The 16,590-nt window shown below is 50.3% G+C and carries 10 protein-coding genes and 3 tRNA genes; 9 read left to right on the top strand and 4 right to left on the bottom strand.

The window, feature by feature from the left end; all coding sequences use genetic code 11:
- Positions 1-8 precede the first annotated feature (8 nt).
- The 3 genes from QZ375_RS00745 to ppdK all read right to left on the bottom strand — a co-directional run bounded on the left by QZ375_RS00745 (position 9) and on the right by ppdK (position 4,346).
- Positions 9-728 carry a carboxypeptidase-like regulatory domain-containing protein gene (locus QZ375_RS00745; protein WP_295214066.1) on the bottom strand — a complete coding sequence of 240 codons (720 nt, stop codon included), beginning with the start codon at positions 726-728 and terminating at the stop codon, positions 9-11.
- 113 nt (positions 729-841) lie between these two features.
- Positions 842-1,066 carry a DUF378 domain-containing protein gene (locus QZ375_RS00740; RefSeq protein WP_295214065.1) on the bottom strand — a complete coding sequence of 75 codons (225 nt, stop codon included), beginning with the start codon at positions 1,064-1,066 and terminating at the stop codon, positions 842-844.
- Positions 1,067-1,709: 643 nt separating this feature from the next.
- A complete protein-coding gene (gene ppdK / locus QZ375_RS00735; RefSeq protein WP_295214064.1) occupies positions 1,710-4,346 on the bottom strand; it encodes a pyruvate, phosphate dikinase in 2,637 nt (878 codons plus the stop codon).
- Positions 4,347-4,755: 409 nt separating this feature from the next.
- Between ppdK and glmU the strand changes: the two genes are divergently transcribed.
- The 4 genes from glmU (at position 4,756) to QZ375_RS00715 (ending at position 11,530) form a co-directional block, all read left to right on the top strand.
- A complete protein-coding gene (gene glmU, locus QZ375_RS00730; RefSeq protein ID WP_295214063.1) occupies positions 4,756-6,153 on the top strand; it encodes a bifunctional UDP-N-acetylglucosamine diphosphorylase/glucosamine-1-phosphate N-acetyltransferase GlmU in 1,398 nt (465 codons plus the stop codon).
- A 122-nt stretch (positions 6,154-6,275) separates the two neighbouring features.
- Positions 6,276-6,926, top strand: coding sequence for an aminoacyl-tRNA hydrolase (gene pth / locus QZ375_RS00725; protein WP_295214062.1), 651 nt, complete (start codon positions 6,276-6,278; stop codon positions 6,924-6,926).
- Between the two features lie 35 nt (positions 6,927-6,961).
- Positions 6,962-10,420, top strand: coding sequence for a transcription-repair coupling factor (gene mfd, locus QZ375_RS00720; protein WP_295214061.1), 3,459 nt, complete (start codon positions 6,962-6,964; stop codon positions 10,418-10,420).
- A gap of 168 nt (positions 10,421-10,588) precedes the next feature.
- Entirely contained in the window at positions 10,589-11,530 is a 942-nt protein-coding gene (locus QZ375_RS00715; protein WP_295214060.1) for a hypothetical protein, read from the top strand.
- A gap of 154 nt (positions 11,531-11,684) precedes the next feature.
- Here the strand turns inward: QZ375_RS00715 and rnhA are convergent, their stop codons facing one another.
- Positions 11,685-12,122, bottom strand: coding sequence for a ribonuclease HI (gene rnhA / locus QZ375_RS00710; protein WP_295214059.1), 438 nt, complete (start codon positions 12,120-12,122; stop codon positions 11,685-11,687).
- A gap of 205 nt (positions 12,123-12,327) precedes the next feature.
- On the opposite strand from rnhA, the gene QZ375_RS00705 reads away from it, so the two are divergent.
- The 5 genes from QZ375_RS00705 to QZ375_RS00685 all read left to right on the top strand — a co-directional run bounded on the left by QZ375_RS00705 (position 12,328) and on the right by QZ375_RS00685 (position 16,484).
- A complete protein-coding gene (locus QZ375_RS00705; protein WP_295214058.1) occupies positions 12,328-13,794 on the top strand; it encodes an extracellular solute-binding protein in 1,467 nt (488 codons plus the stop codon).
- Positions 13,795-14,013: 219 nt separating this feature from the next.
- Positions 14,014-16,059 carry an ATP-dependent DNA helicase RecG gene (recG, locus tag QZ375_RS00700; RefSeq protein ID WP_295214057.1) on the top strand — a complete coding sequence of 682 codons (2,046 nt, stop codon included), beginning with the start codon at positions 14,014-14,016 and terminating at the stop codon, positions 16,057-16,059.
- A 171-nt stretch (positions 16,060-16,230) separates the two neighbouring features.
- Positions 16,231-16,306 (top strand) — tRNA-Val (locus tag QZ375_RS00695).
- A gap of 3 nt (positions 16,307-16,309) precedes the next feature.
- Positions 16,310-16,386 (top strand) — tRNA-Asp (locus QZ375_RS00690).
- Positions 16,387-16,408: 22 nt separating this feature from the next.
- Positions 16,409-16,484: transfer RNA gene (locus QZ375_RS00685), tRNA-Phe, on the top strand.
- The last annotated feature ends 106 nt before the right edge of the window (positions 16,485-16,590 follow it).

Below are 16,590 nucleotides of genomic sequence, written 5' to 3'. Positions count from 1 at the left end.
GTTTCTCCTTAAAGATTCGGTTCTGTGTTGCGGTATGTGATGGTTTCCGGTTCTTCCTGGGGATAGATGGGCAGGGGAATCATGGAAAAGATCTGACGGGATGTAATGCCGGCGAAAACCGGCACACTTTCGCTGACCTGACGGTAATAGCCTGAAGCGTAAACACTCACATCATAAGTGCTGTAGGGCTGTAATTTCTCATTCTGATCCAACGACAGGGAAGCTGCTGGAACGGGCAGGGCAATTTTTTCTGTTTCACCGCTTTCGTCGGTGACAGCCACATGCTCCAATTCCATTTGTGTTCCAGTGCCATTGGTGATGAGAACAGAAACGCCAGGGATAGCTCTGGCATTTCCGGCGGAACGGGCGATGACCTGAATCCATCCAATAGCGGTCTGTGGGGCATTTTCTTTCTGTTGTGTTTCCGGCTGAATTTCCATCTCCGGTGCTGGGGCAGGCTGTTCTGGTATAGGCATTGGTTCCGCAGGGATAACAGGTTCTGGCATAGGCATCGGTTCTGGCATGGGTGTGGGTTCCGGTGCTGGGGCAGGCTCTGGCGGTGCAGAGGGTTCCGGTTCTGGATTTGGTGCAGGTTTTGTTGCAGGAGTTGGTTGGGATGATGCAGAAGCAGGCGGCGCTGGATTTGCTGCTTGTGCATTGCGATACAGCCGCATGAGTTCCTCTTGATATTCCTCCGGTGTACGGGGATGCTGGTTTTGATTTGGCATGAAAAAATTCCTCCTTTGAAAATGCAGCAGTCAGATGCAACTGATACATGTTTATGCGTGCCGCTTTTCGGATATGCCGAAAAAAAGGAGCCTTATTACAGGCTCCCTCTGAATCAGCGTCGTTCCGTTGCAGCTGACGGTTCTGTCAGTGCATCTCTTCGGAAGAGGAACGTCATACACCATAGTGCAGAGATCGCAACCAGAATATAGATCGCACGGCTGATGAATGATGCTGCACCGCCGAAGATCCAGGCGACGAGATCAAATTCAAATACGCCGACCAGACCCCAGTTGATACCACCGATGATCAGCAGGATCAGTGCTAGCTTATCCCACATGGTATTCACCTCATTTCCGCACTCGCTGTAAAAATACTTGTCCGCTTTCTACAGATGTGCAGAAATAGTATTCCACACGAGAAAAATGTTATACATGAATTACATTGTACGGGAAAATGCGGCAAAATTCGACAAAACTTACGGAAATTACGACGCATTTTTCATAATAATCAATAAAACCGCATTGCTGTTTTTGTGCATTTCTACAAAAAAACCGATTTTTCCGGGTTTTTAGCGAAATTCTCTTGACGACTGCAGGGAGATTGTGTATAATATAAAAGGTGATAAGCTGATTGGATGAAAGAATGTCTTCGACTGAAAACCTCTTTTTATTCATGGTTTTATCGATTTTTTCATTTGATTTTATCACTCGTTTTGTTGTCTCCTTTCTTTTGTTCTACTGATTTTATATGATATGAAAGTCCAGGATGTTCGTTTATCCTGGCATTTTTTTTGCCCAAAACACGCTTTGCTTTAAATAGGAATACTGCACCCAAAAAAGCCCCTGTCTGCGTCCAGACAAGGGCTTTTCTATGTTTACATTCGGGAATCATTGCGACAGCTTCTGCCGGCTGCTTGTCCGCAGGGTGCAGGTACTGTCAAAGGTCAGTAAGGTTTATGGTCGTATGAAAAAGAACAGATCTTACTTGTTTTTGATTGCAGCCTGTGCAGCAGCCAGTCTTGCGATCGGCACACGGAACGGCGAGCAGGAAACATAGTCCAGACCGATTTCGTGGCAGAACTCAACAGATGTCGGGTCACCGCCGTGCTCACCGCAGATACCACAGTGCAGCTTGCTGTTTACGGGCTTGCCCAGGTCGATAGCCATCTTCATGAGCTTGCCGACACCAGTCTGATCCAGTTTTGCAAACGGATCGTTCTCGAAGATCTTTGCGTCATAATATGCGCCCAGGAACTTACCAGCATCGTCACGAGAGAAGCCATAAGTCATCTGAGTCAGGTCGTTTGTACCGAAGCAGAAGAAATCAGCTTCCTTTGCGATATCGTCAGCTGTCAGAGCAGCTCTCGGGATCTCGATCATGGTACCAACTTCATATGTCAGGTCACTGCCGGCAGCAGCGATCTCAGCATCAGCAGTTTCAACAACTACCTTCTTAACAAACTTCAGTTCCTTCACATCACCGATCAGCGGGATCATGATTTCCGGCTTTACTGTCCAATCCGGGTGATTCTTCTTCACATTGATTGCAGCCTTGATGATAGCCTTCGTCTGCATCTTTGCGATTTCCGGATAAGTAACAGCCAGACGGCAGCCACGGTGACCCATCATCGGGTTGAACTCGTGGAGAGAAGCGATGATGCTCTTGATCTCCTCAACGGTCTTGCCCTGAGCGTCAGCCAGCTTCTTGATATCCTCTTCCTCGGTAGGAACGAATTCGTGGAGCGGCGGATCCAGGAAACGGATGGTAACCGGATTGCCTTCCAGAGCCTCATACAGAGCCTCAAAGTCGCCCTGCTGCATCGGCTCGATCTTAGCCAGAGCAGCTTCTCTTTCTTCAACAGTATCAGCGCAGATCATTTCACGGAATGCAGCGATTCTGTCAGCCTCAAAGAACATGTGCTCGGTACGGCACAGACCGATACCTTCAGCGCCCAGTTCACGAGCCTTCTTAGCGTCTGCCGGTGTATCAGCATTGGTACGAACCTTCATGGTTCTGTACTTGTCAGCCCAGCCCATAACACGACCGAATGTGCCTGCGATGGAAGCGTCAACGGTCGGGATGATGCCGTCATAGATGTTACCGGTAGAACCGTCGATGGAGATGAAATCGCCTTCTGTGAAAGTCTTTCCGCCCAGTTCGAACTTCTTGTTTTCTTCGTCCATCTTGATGTCACCGCAGCCGGATACGCAGCAGGTACCCATACCACGAGCAACAACGGCAGCGTGAGAAGTCATACCGCCGCGAACAGTCAGAATACCCTGAGAAGCCTTCATACCGGTGATATCTTCCGGAGAAGTTTCCAGACGAACCAGGATAACCTTTTCGCCCTTTGCGTTCCAGGATTCAGCGTCGTCAGCTGTAAATACAACCTTACCGCAAGCAGCACCAGGAGATGCGCCCAGACCCTTGCCCATCGGAGTAGCAGCCTTCAGAGCCTTTGCATCGAACTGCGGGTGCAGCAGTGTGTCCAGGTTTCTCGGGTCGATCATCAGAACAGCTTCTTCTTCTGTCTTATGTCCTTCATCTACCAGATCACAAGCGATCTGCAGTGCAGCCTGAGCGGTTCTCTTACCGTTACGGCACTGCAGCATGTACAGCTTCTTGTTCTCAACAGTGAATTCCATATCCTGCATGTCGTGATAGTGGTTTTCCAGTGTATCACAAACCTTGATGAATTCAGCATATGCATCCGGGAATTCCTCTTCCATCTGAGCGATCGGCATCGGTGTACGAACACCGGCAACAACGTCTTCGCCCTGTGCGTTGATCAGGAATTCACCCATCAGCTTCTTTTCACCAGTAGCCGGGTCACGGGTAAATGCAACACCAGTACCAGACTGATTGTTCAGGTTACCGAATACCATCGGCATTACGTTTACAGCGGTACCCCAACTGTACGGAATATCGTTGTCACGACGATATACGTTAGCTCTCGGGTTGTCCCAGCTGCGGAATACAGCCTCAATAGCGAGCTTCAGCTGCTCAACCGGATCAGACGGGAAGTCTGCGCCCAGCTGCTTCTTATATTCAGCCTTGAACTGTTCAGCCAGAGTCTTAAGATCCTGTGCAGTCAGCTCAACGTCGTACTGAACGCCCTTTTCTTCCTTCATCTTGTCGATGAGTTGTTCGAAGTACTTCTTACCAACTTCCATAACAACGTCAGAGAACATCTGGATGAAACGTCTGTAGGAGTCGTATACGAAGCGCTCAAAAGCCGGATCCGGGTTGCCTGCGATCATAGCGGCAACAACATCGTCATTCAGACCCAGGTTCAGGATGGTATCCATCATACCCGGCATAGATGCACGAGCGCCGGAACGTACAGAAACCAGAAGCGGATTCTTCAGATCGCCGAACTTCTTGCCGTTGATCTCTTCCATCTTCTTGACGCCTTCCATGACTTGATCCATGATCTCGTCGCTGATCTTGCGTCCGTCTTCATAATACTGTGTACAAGCCTCAGTTGTGATGGTGAAGCCCTGCGGCACAGGAAGGCCGATGCTTGTCATTTCAGCCAGGTTAGCACCCTTGCCTCCGAGAAGGTTGCGCATGCTCATGTCGCCTTCGCTAAACATATAAACCCATTTGTTTGCCATTGGTAACTACCTCCAGTTTTAAATTCGTTTGTGTTTCCGGCTGCGTGATTGCAAAAGGGAAAATCTGGCAAATTCTCCGTTTCCAGCCGGCGTATCTTTATTATAACATACTTCTCTTGAAAATACTATACATTTTTTAAAAAAAATCTGCCCCTTTTTTTGTGGCAAGTTATACAAAAATCACAATACACAAATTTTTTTTGCAAAAAGGCTTGCAAAAGTTTCAAGATTTTGTCATAATATAAAGTAAGGCTTTTCGTTCCGGTGCAAGGGGTCTCCGGACGAACAGTGATAACGGCGCAGTTTGCAGATGGAATGCAGGGCAGAGCTTGTTTCTGCCGCAGTACAGATTTGTGTGCCCATTTGCATCCTGATGCCATATGACGAAAAATACAGGAGGCATTTTATTATGAATCAAGTAGTGATCCTTGCCGGCGGCCATGGCAATCGTATGAAAGCGGCCATTCCGAAGCCTATGCTCCAGGTGCTGGATGTTCCCATGCTGGGCTGGGTGATCCGTGCCTGCGAGGGTGCAGGGATGAGCCGGATCTGTGTTGTAACTGGCTATAAGGCACAGTATGTAGAGCTTTATCTGAATAATCGTTATCGCACTGCACTCCAGGAGGAACAGCTGGGTACAGGACACGCTGTGATGCAGGCAGACAAATTCCTTCGGGAATTCGATGATGGCAACACTCTGGTGCTCTGCGGTGATGCCCCCTTTATGGACAGCGACACCATTACCAATGCCCTGAAGCTTCACGAGGCTCAGGAAAATGCAGTCACGGTTATCACAGCAGAACTGGATCAGCCCAAGGGTTATGGCAGAATTCTCCGCAGCGAAAATGGTATTGCTGCCATTGTGGAGGAGAAAGATGCCACAGATGCACAGCGTGCCATCCATGAGGTGAACTCCGGTGCATACTGGTTCCGCACCAAGGCACTGCTGGAACTACTGGGCGGTCTGTCTCAGTCCAACGCACAAGGTGAATATTACCTGACAGATACTGTAGGTCTGGCACTGGAGCATGGCTGGAAGGCCGGTGCATACCGCAGTGAAAATCCTGATGTGATCCTGGGCGCGAATACCCGGAAGGATCTGCTGCATCTGAACGAAGTAGCACGTCAGCGTGTTCTGGATCAACACATGGATAACGGCGTGAATTTTGTCTGCACTGATGGTATTATTATTGGCAGTGATGTGGAGATCGGTGCAGAGACGACCATTCTGCCGGGCACTATTTTAAAAGGAAAAACCAAGATCGGTTCTAAGTGCACCATCGGTCCGAATTGTCTCATTGAAAACTGCACCATTGGCGATCATGTCACGTTGAATTATGTGCAGGCATACGAGTCTGAGATCGAGGATGCTGTCAAGGCAGGTCCTTTTGTACATATCCGTCCGGATTCTCATCTGAAAAACGGCGTGAAGATCGGCGATTTTGTGGAGGTCAAGAATTCCACTGTAGGCGAACAGACAGCCATTGCTCATTTGACCTATGTGGGCGACAGCGATGTGGGCAAGAAGGTCAATTTCGGCTGCGGCACAGTTACCGTGAACTACGACGGTATGAAAAAACAGCGCTGCGTCATCGGGGACAACTGCTTTATCGGCTGTAACACCAATCTCATTGCACCAGTGAAATTGGGTAAGGGTGCTTATACCGCAGCCGGTTCTACAGTCACTAAGGATGTGCCGGACTATGCTCTTGCTGTAGAACGTGCTGACCTGAAGGTAAAAGAGGGCTACAGCCTGAAAAAGCTCCGGGATAAGCTGTTCCCGGCAGATGAAAACGGCAAAAAGTAAGCTTTTTGAATTGTCTGTTGCACTTGTAGGGGCGGATATTATCCGCCCGTACATTACGTTTTTTCACATCATTTAAAATAACGAAAGGAATTCATGCGGCATTGGGGCGAACCTGGTGCCGCATGAAACAGGTTCACAGAAAAATGGGTATTATGGACTTATTTCGCCAGATCGAGTCGGGTTCTGACGGCAGACTCCATGGCAAACTGACGTGGATCATTGCCGGGCTGGGAAACCCTGGCCTGGAATATGAACATACACGCCATAACGCCGGGTTCCTGACCATGGAACAGCTGGCGAAGAATTGCGGCGTCCGACTCAGTCAGATGAAGTTCCAGGCGGATTGCACCGAAGCTATGGTAGGTGAAGTGCGCTGTCTGCTCATGAAGCCGGCGACCTACATGAACCGCAGTGGTGATGCCATTGGTGCGGCGGCGGATTTTTACCATATTCCGCCGGAGCAGGTGCTGGTTATTTACGATGATATCTCCCTCGCACCAGGCAAACTGCGTATTCGTAGAAAGGGCAGCGCCGGGGGACACAATGGCATCAAAAGCATTATTGCACAGCTGGGCACAGAAGAATTTCCCCGGATCCGTGTGGGCGTAGGCACAATGCCTGATCCCCGGTACGACCTGGCAGACTGGGTGCTTTCCAAATTCACCGAGGAGGAACAGGCTGCGCTTCAGCCGGCACTGGAACACGCTGCGGATGCGGCAAACCTGATCGTCCGGGGCGATATCAATCAGGCAATGAATCAATACAATTCTTAGTTGTAAGTTGTAATGAGGAATGAGGAGGTCATACCATGCAGTTTTTTGCGGCAGCATTTGAAAAACTGGCGGCATACCGGGGGCTGCTGCAAGCCCGGAAAGATGGTGCGAGTCCGGTTTCCTTTACCGGTGTTTCACAGATCCACAAGGCGCATCTGTTGGCGGCGCTCTGCGGAGAACAAGCGCCCATTCTGGCAGTGACTGCCGAAGAAGCCGAAGCGCGTCGGCTTTGCGATGATATCAATGCGATGCTGGACGAACCAGCAGCGTGGATGTTTCCGGCAAAGGAACTGGTGCTGACGCCAGTGGAAGGGATCACCACTGCCTATGAGCACGCCCGGATTGCCGCACTGACGGCACTACAACAGGGACAGTGCCGGGTTGTCGCCGCAAGCGTGGAAGCACTGCTTCAGCCCACACTTTCCCCGGAAATACTGGAACAACACACCATACTCCTGCATCGGGATGATACTGCTGATCTGGGGGAATTGATCCGCCGTCTCACAGACTGCGGCTATGTCCGGTGTGAAGGTGTTTCCGGTGCTGGTCAGTTTGCCGTGCGTGGAGACATCCTGGATGTGTTTCCGGTGCAGATGCAGGCACCAGTGCGTATGGAATTCTGGGATGATACGATTGATACATTGGTGCAGTTCGACCCGGATACCCAGCGGCGTACAGATCCGGTGGAGGAACTGCTTATTCCGCCGGCAAGGGAGACGCTTTGTGAGCCGACGGAATTGGCAGAAAAAATCCGCAGACATGCGAAATCGCTGTGCGGTAAGTATGCAGAAATTGCCCGGGAAAAACTCTATGCAGATGCAGATAATCTGGATGCTGGTATGATCCCGGTGCATCTAGACAAATATGCGCCGCTGCTCCGGGAGACACCGTCTATGGTGTTTGATTACGGCGTGGAAATGGTGACTTTCAGTGAATACGGCGCTATTGTGGACACCCAGCGCAGTCTCATGGCACAGTATCAGGAGGACTGCAAATTGTTGCTGGAGGAAGGCAACCTCTGCCGCAGGCTAGAAGGCTACTATCAGAATCCGGCGGAAGTTGCCGCCCGGATGGACGGCATGTTCCAGATCTATCTCAGCAACTTTCTCCAGGGCGGCGAGCATGTCACATTCCAGAAGCTGCTCAGCGTAGAAGCGTTGCAAAATGCACCCTGGGGCGGCGAACTGCGGCAGCTGACGGAGGATTTGTTGGAATACAGTCAGCAGGGTTACTGCACCATGCTCTATGCCGGCAGTGAAAAAACCCTGCCCATTTTGCAGCAGGATCTTCGGGAAAGCGGCATTCAGTGCGAACTGGCAAAGTCGGACAGTGTCTGGAAAGCCGGGACAGTCTATCTGCGTACCGGCAGTCTTTCCGGGGGATTTGCCTATCCGGAAGTCAAAACTGCGCTGATCACCCAGGCACGTACCATGCGTGCCGTACCCAACCGGAAGAAAAAACATCGTGGGGAAGAGATCCGCACCCTGGCAGATATTACGCCGGGCGATCTGGTGGTACACGCACTTCACGGTATCGGGCGCTTTCTGGGTATCCGCAAGCTGGAGTTGGAGGGCGTTATCAAAGATTATATTACCATCCAGTATGCCGGGAAAGAAAATCTCTATGTCCCTGTTACTCAGCTGGATATGGTGTCCAAATATATTGGCCCCCGGGAAGATGCCGGGGTGAAACTGAGCCGTCTTTCTTCTCCGGAATGGCAAAAGACCCGGAACAATGTCCGCAGAGCTGTCAAGGACATGGCGGATGAATTGTTAGCGCTGTACGCAAAACGGGAAAAGACGAAGGGCTTTGCGTTTTATCCTGACGATGAGATGCAGCATGATTTCGAAACACGTTTTCCCTATGTGGAGACAGAGGATCAGCTTGCTTGCATTGAAGAAGTGAAGCAGGACATGGAACGGGAACGCCCCATGGATCGCTTGCTTTGCGGTGATGTAGGCTTCGGCAAAACAGAGGTTGCCCTTCGTGCAGCTATGAAATGTGTCCTCAGCGGTAAACAGTGTGCCATTCTGGTGCCCACTACTGTTCTCGCCATGCAGCACTATCAGACGGCGGTGCGGCGCTTTGAGCATTTCCCTGTGAATGTGGTCATGCTGTCTCGATTTGTGCCGCAGAAACGGCAGAAAGAGATCCTCAAGGAACTGAAAAGCGGCAAGGCGGATATTGTGATCGGCACCCACCGCATTGTTCAGAAAGACGTGGAATTTCACGCCTTAGGGCTGGCGATCGTGGACGAAGAACAACGTTTTGGCGTGGCGCATAAGGAAAAATTCAAAGAGATGTTTACTGGGGTGGATATGCTGACCCTATCGGCAACACCCATTCCCCGGACGCTGAATATGGCGATGAGCGGCATCCGGGATATGTCTGTCATCTCCCAGCCGCCTCAGGATCGTTATCCGGTTCAGACCTATGTTATGGAATACAGCGAGCCGACTTTGATACAAGCGATCCAAAGGGAACTGAAACGGGGCGGTCAGGTGTACTATATCCACAACCGGGTGGATACCATTGAATTCACTGCGTCGAAGCTCCAGAAATATCTGCCGGATGCTCGGATCTTGGTGGCACATGGGCGCATGGGCGAAGCGGAAATGTCTGAGATCTGGCGAAAATTGGTAGAGCATGAGGCGGATATTCTAGTATGCACTACCATTATTGAAACAGGCGTGGATGTGCCAAATGTAAACACCCTGATCATCGAAAATGCAGACTGCTTCGGGCTGAGTCAGCTGTATCAGCTGAGAGGACGTGTGGGGCGGTCAAATCGCCGTGCCTATGCTTATTTCACATTCAAGCGTGATAAGGTGCTTCGGGAGGAATCGGCTCGCCGTCTGGCGGCAATGCGGGAATTCACCCAGTTCGGCAGCGGCTTTCACATTGCCCTGCGTGATCTGGAGATCCGGGGGGCAGGCAGCCTTCTGGGCGGCAGACAGCACGGCCATATGGAATCTGTGGGTTATGATATGTACCTGCGCCTGCTGGGCGAAGCAGTGGCAGAGGCAAAGGGCGAACCGATTCAGGAAACGGCAGAGTGTACCGTGGATATCCAGATCGATGCTCACATTCCCGAAAAATACATGGAAAGCCTCAGTCAGCGGCTGGATATGTACCGGAAAATCGCATCTGTGCACACGGCTGAGGACGAAATGGATCTGCTGGACGAACTCATTGACCGCTACGGCGAACCGCCAAAGGAAGTCATGGGGCTGATTACAGTTTCCCGGCTGCGCAATACGGCGGCACAGCTGGGTATCACAGAGATCACCCAGCGGTCGGGCAGTATGCTGTTCTATCTGGAACATCCTACGCCGGAAATGATTACAGCATTGTCGGCGAAATATCGGGGACGAGTGCAGTTCGGCAGTGTGGGGAAGTCTTATCTTGGCGTAAAGCTGGAGCAGGATAAGCCGCTGGAACTTATGCGGGAAATACTGCAAATATTGCATGAAACCGCTGTAAAAGGAAAATGAATGCAGAATTTCAAGCGGGGTTTGTATGTTTTTCGGCGATTTCACAGGAATCCACCGCAAGATTTAGGCAAAATGTGCATAGACAAGAATGTGGATTTGTGCTATAATCATGTATATGAATGTAATGTCAGGTTCGAGTGTACCTGCTTATTTTAGGAGGAGATTACTATGAAGATGATGAAGAAAATGATGGCAGCAATTGCTGCTGCAGCTGTTGCCGCTTTGTCCGTAACTTCTTTGGTTGTTTCGGCTGATCTGCCGGCACGTGAAGAAGCACCGTATACTGCGTTTTTGGCACTTCAGGCTGGCGGCGATTACAAATGGGTTTCCGAGACGGATTCACTGGCGCCGACAAAAAATAATACCACTGGTACAGAAGCAACGATCACTGGCGACGGTTCTTATTCTGTTGACGTTGTAATGGTGAATGGTTCTGAGACAATTGAAGCAATGATTTTGTCTACAGATATCAACGCATGGTCATTCGCTCCTGAGGGCGCAAGCTGTCCGAATGGCTCTTTGCCTGAGGGCTGTACTGCCAGCATTACAATTGATTCTGTTGAAGTTCAGCATGTTGGCGGCGGATCTACGCCGTTGGCTTACACAAGCGGTCAGGAAGGCGCACTGCGTACTGCTGATGACGGCAATAGCATTCGTGTAAATATTTTGAATGTATGGACAAAGCCGACAGTAAATAGCCTTGGTACAGGCGAGAATGTTGCTCCTGAGGGCGGTCTGGCTGCTGGCGATAAGGTTGTTGTAAACTTTACTGTAAGCGGCATTTCAGCTGGCGGCAATGGTGAAGGTACTACTGCTCCAAACGAAAATGGCTCTGACACGACTACAACTGCTGCAACCGATGCAAATGGCAATGCAGTTACTACTACTACCACAGCAGCTGGTGGAAACAACAACAACTCTGGCAATAATTCCAACGGAAACAACAGCAGCAACTCTAACAAGAGCAATAGCTCTTCCAACAGCAACTCTACCAATAATGCTAAGACCTCTGAAACCGGCGATTTCGGCATTGCCGCAGTTGTTCTGGGTGCAATTGCAACCGCAGCATTGGGTGCTGGTGCATACACTGTAACAAGAAGAAAGAAGTAAGCTTGTTGCTGTGTTGATTTTTGACAATCTCATTTTTTCATTTTTACCCCTATAATACAGAGAACCCCCTGTCCTGATCCGGCAGGGGGTTCTCGCTTTTTATGTTGCAAAATAAATGACTAATGGCTAATGATATGGGGCGGCGGTTGGGAAATCAGGCGTTCTTATCCCGCTCCATTACCGCAAGCTCATCGCATCGTTCATTTTCGGGATGTCCGGCGTGTCCCTTGACCCAATGAAATGTCACATCATGCCGTTCCAGAAGAGGCAGAAGCTGTTCCCAGAGATCCACGTTCAGCGCCGGCTTCTTATCCGATTTGATCCAGCCCCGTTTCTGCCAGCCATAGACCCAGCCCTTTGTGACGCTGTCCACCACATATTTGCTGTCCGTGGTCAGAATGACCTTGCACGGCTCTTTCAGGGCAGAGAGTGCTGCGATCACCCCGGAAAGCTCCATGCGGTTGTTGGTGGTGGAATGTTCACCCCCGGAAAGCTCCTTTTCCGCACTGCCGTAGCGCAGTATGGCACCCCAACCGCCGGGACCGGGATTGCCGCTGCATGCGCCGTCTGTAAAAATCTCCACTGTTTTCATACCTGTCCTCCTGTATTGTGTAATGGTATTATTATACTATAAAACACTGCAAATGGCAACTCCCAAAAAATAACGGCGGATTTTATGCAGATTGTATGTAATATATCCCTTGACCTGGCATGTATTTTATGCTATAATACAAATGTCAGGTTCGGCTTTACGGACTGCTTTGTGACTCGAAATTCGGAAAGGAGTTTTTGAAAATATGAAGAAATTAACACGTATTCTCGCTGTGCTGATGGCATTGACCATGATGGGATCGCTAGCTGCCTGCGGAGACAGCGGCTCGGAGGGCAATTCTACTGCGGAATCCTCTTCGGCAGATTCTGCTTATAAGGAGGAAGATGATGTCAAGGTAGACACCACTCTGGTCGATGAAATGGTCGCAAATGACCCGGATATCAAGGGACAGAAGATCTACTGGCTGGCAGATTATGACCTGAACCCTACAAATAACCAGGACAGAAGCGTTGCGCTGACCATTTTTGAGGACAAGTATGGCGCAAGTGTAGAATACGTTTCCTGTACATCAGATACAAAGTTTGATACGCTGGCAAGCCGTATCCTTGGCGGTGACCCTGTGGACATGTTCCCCTATGAGTGGGATGCTGTGCCCAATGGTGTTACCAAGGATCAGTATCAGCCGCTGGATGATTATCTGGATCTCAGCGATGATATCTGGTCGGATATGTCTGACGTTATTGATATGTTTGAATATAAGGGTTCGCACTATGTCGTACCTTACTGTCTGTCTGATCCGCTGCTGATCACCTATAGCCGTTCTATGTGCGAGGAAAACGGTCTGGATGATCCCTATGAACTGTATCAGGACGATAAGTGGGATTGGGATTCCTTCATGAACATGATGAAGACCTTTGTTTCCAATGCAGGTGACGGTGAGACGCGCTATGGCATCAACGGTTGGTTTGGTCAGGCAATGGTACAGTCTACTGGCGAAACCTTTGTCACTTATGATGGCGAAAAGTTTGCCAATAATATCAGCAGCCCGGCAATTGAAGACGCTGAGGGCATTATGGAAGAGATCATGAACCTGGGCATGTATGATCCCACTTGGTACGGCTATCTGCCGGATGACGGTTCTACGCTGTTCTTTGGTATGGCAGACTGGGCACTGGGTAGCTCTAATACAAAGCATGATCCGGATCCGGAAGTCGGTGATGACGGATTTGTAGAGGAAAACGATCTGATGATCGTACCGTTCCCGAAGCAGCCTGGCTCTGATGAATATTATCTGAACTGTAATTTCGCAGCGAAAATGCTGGTAAAGGGTTCCGATAAGGGCGATGCAGTTGCTGCATACATCAAGTGTGAGCGTCTGGCAGCGATGATCGACGAATATCAGGATGCTGCAAAGGAAAAGGCAATCATTCCGGAATACAATGCACAGGGCAAGCTGAAGTCCTATGTGACGGAAGAACAATATGATGCATTGCAGGATTACAAAGATCCGAAAAATATCACACCAGTATTTGACTTCGGCTATGGTATGGGCAGCAGAATGTACGGTGACGGCGAGTACACCTATGAGACAAGAGGTGTCATGAATAACCTGACCACTGCGCTGCTGAACGGCGATAAGGATTCCTGGGCAGTATTGCGTGACGAATGGTCTGCGGTAATTGATGAGGTAATCAGCGGTTATAACAGCTAAGTAAAAATATTTGTCTTATGAGAAAGGTCTTTCCTGGATAACAGGGGAGACCTTTTTGCTTATATAGTGTTGGATCTGGCGTAAAGGTTGGGTATGTAAGGGAGATTAATCGGGGGAATTGTGTTCGTTCTATTTTGTTTCATAACATCTCAAAGGTTTGCGTTTCGCTGAAATTTATGCTATAATAAAAGAAACCATTCTTTTTGAAAGGAGACGCCTATGGACGAACTGTTTCAGCCGATCTCTCAGCTCAAGGGCATTGGCGCAAAGCGTGCAGAAGCCATGGCACGGCTGGGAATCCAGACCCCCTACGACTTGCTCTATCACATTCCTCGCAGTTATCTGGATTATAGCCACCCGGTGGCAGTTGCGGCAGCACAGCCCGGCGAGGAATGCGTGATCCGTGTGCAGATTGCACGGAAATTCCCACCCCAGTATATCCGCAAGGGTATGACCATTTTCAAGGCAGTTGCTACAGACGGCGTCTCCGATGTGACGATTGTGATCTATAATAACCCCTACGGCTTTCAGGCACTGCATCCAGGCGAATGGTATCGCATGTCCGGAAAAATGCAGGGGAATCTCCTGCGCCGGGAAATTTCTGCGCCCCATGTACTGCCGGATAATTCTAAGGAACTGATCTATCCGTCTTATCCTTTGACTAGCGGCATTTCCACACAGGTTTTGGTAAATGCCGTGAAACAGGCAATGGCAATTGTAAAGGCGAAGCCATTCGATTGGATGCCGGAATCCATGCGCCTGGAGCATGGTTTACTGCCCTTGCCGCAAGCATTGGAGCAAGTCCATTTTCCAGCCAGCCCGGCGCTCATGGAAACGGCACGCCGTCGCCTTGCCTTTGATGAACTGCTCCAATTACAGCTAGGCATGCTTATGCGCCGTGCAGAGAATCGCACCAGATCGGCGTATCCCATGGCTGCCAGAACGGATTTGCAGCCCTTCTATGATGCCCTGCCTTTCCAGATGACCCAGGGGCAGAAAACCGCTGTCCAGGAGATCATACGGGATCTCTGCGGTGCTGCGCCTATGAACCGTCTGCTCCAGGGAGATGTAGGCAGCGGTAAAACAGCAGTTGCAGCGGCGGCGTGTTATTTCACTGTCCGGAACGGGATGCAGTGTGCACTCATGGCGCCCACGGAAATTCTGGCGGTACAGCATTATCACACCCTGAAACAGTTTCTGGAGCCTTTGGGCATTACGGTGGGATTGCTCACCGGTTCACTCCGTGCCAAGGAAAAGCGTGCCGTCTATGACGGACTGAAGGATGGCTCTGTGCAGCTGGTGGCAGGTACCCATGCCATTTTTCAAAAGGAAGTGCAGTTTCAGAAGCTGGCATTAGTGATTACCGACGAGCAGCACCGCTTCGGCGTAGCTCAGCGTACCCTGTTCGCCGACAAAGGAGGTTGCCCTCATAAGCTGGTCATGTCTGCAACGCCCATCCCACGTACCTTGGCGCTGATGATCTACGGCGATCTGGATATCTCCGTGCTGAAAGAACTGCCCAACGGACGGTTGCCCATCAAGACTTTTGCCGTCACCGGAAAGCTCCGTACACGGGCGTACAATTTTATCCGGGAACAGCTTCAAGAGGGACATCAGGGGTATATTGTCTGCCCCATGATCGATGACAAGGACGAAAGTGAATTGCAGGCGGTTTCCAGCTATGCGGAATCCATACAGAATGGTGCCTTTGCGGATTATCGGGTGGGACTGCTCCATGGCAGAATGAAAGCTGCGGAAAAAGATCAGGTCATGGAGGCGTTTCGTGCCCATCAGCTGGATCTGCTGGTAAGTACCACGGTGATTGAAGTAGGCGTGGATGTACCCAACGCCACTATTCTGCTGATAGAAAATGCGGAGCGGTTTGGGCTGTCCCAGCTGCACCAGCTTCGTGGGCGAGTGGGACGGGGTAGTGTGCAGAGCTATTGCATTCTCATGACAGACCATGTGACGGAGGAGTGCCGTACCCGGATGCAGATCATGAGCCGCACCAATGACGGCTTTCAGATTGCCGAGGCGGATTTGCAGCTGAGAGGCCCTGGAGACTTTTTTGGGGAACGCCAGCACGGTCTGCCGCCACTACAGATTGCCGACCTGTCACATGATACCCAGCTGCTCCACGAGGTACAGGAAACTGCCCGGGCACTGCTGCAAGAGGATTCGGATCTGTCAAAGCCGGAACACAGCGCACTGCGGCTGGAAGTACTGCGTCTGTTCAACCGCAGTAGCGAGAATGGGCGAAATTAACCTGATTTTTGTTGAAATATAACATAAAATTCTGTTGAAATAATACGGTTTTCACAAAACTCGCTTTTTTTCGATTTTTTTGAAAAAAGTGCTTGACAAACCCCTTGCATTGTGGTATACTGTAATAGTCGCCGGTGAGGAACACAAAACAAACCGGAATGACAGCAATGTGGAAGCTTAGCTCAGCTGGGAGAGCATCTGCCTTACAAGCAGAGGGTCATAGGTTCGAGCCCTATAGTTTCCACCAAATGGCCCGGTAGTTCAGCTGGTTAGAACGCCGCCCTGTCACGGCGGAGGTCGTGAGTTCGAACCTCATCCGGGTCGCCATGCAGCATACTTATGCTGTGATGCCTCTGTAGCTCAGTCGGTAGAGCAGGGGACTGAAAATCCCCGTGTCATTGGTTCGATTCCGATCGGAGGCACCATGGAATATGTATCGGTTTGCTGTAGTAACAGTTTACTGCAACATGTTCCGGAATGCGGATTTAGCTCATCTGGTAGAGCGCCACCTTGCCAAGGTGGAGGTAGCGA

This window comes from Ruminococcus sp. (assembly GCF_019417665.1).
Classification (GTDB): Bacteria; Bacillota; Clostridia; order Oscillospirales; family Ruminococcaceae; genus Ruminococcus_C.
The sequence above is the reverse complement of the archived record's forward strand: the minus strand, read 5'-3'. Positions and strand labels throughout refer to the sequence as shown.

Bases quoted from the DNA above. Each gene is read 5' to 3' on its own strand.
- glmU (WP_295214063.1), top strand. From the start codon at position 4,756: ATGAATCAAGTAGTGATCCTTGCCGGCGGCCATGGCAATCGTATGAAA.
- ppdK (WP_295214064.1), bottom strand. From the start codon at position 4,346: ATGGCAAACAAATGGGTTTATATGTTTAGCGAAGGCGACATGAGCATG.
- mfd (WP_295214061.1), top strand. From the start codon at position 6,962: ATGCAGTTTTTTGCGGCAGCATTTGAAAAACTGGCGGCATACCGGGGG.
- rnhA (WP_295214059.1), bottom strand. From the start codon at position 12,122: ATGAAAACAGTGGAGATTTTTACAGACGGCGCATGCAGCGGCAATCCC.
- pth (WP_295214062.1), top strand. From the start codon at position 6,276: ATGAAACAGGTTCACAGAAAAATGGGTATTATGGACTTATTTCGCCAG.
- QZ375_RS00745 (WP_295214066.1), bottom strand. From the start codon at position 728: ATGCCAAATCAAAACCAGCATCCCCGTACACCGGAGGAATATCAAGAG.
- QZ375_RS00705 (WP_295214058.1), top strand. From the start codon at position 12,328: ATGAAGAAATTAACACGTATTCTCGCTGTGCTGATGGCATTGACCATG.
- recG (WP_295214057.1), top strand. From the start codon at position 14,014: ATGGACGAACTGTTTCAGCCGATCTCTCAGCTCAAGGGCATTGGCGCA.
- QZ375_RS00740 (WP_295214065.1), bottom strand. From the start codon at position 1,066: ATGTGGGATAAGCTAGCACTGATCCTGCTGATCATCGGTGGTATCAAC.
- QZ375_RS00715 (WP_295214060.1), top strand. From the start codon at position 10,589: ATGAAGATGATGAAGAAAATGATGGCAGCAATTGCTGCTGCAGCTGTT.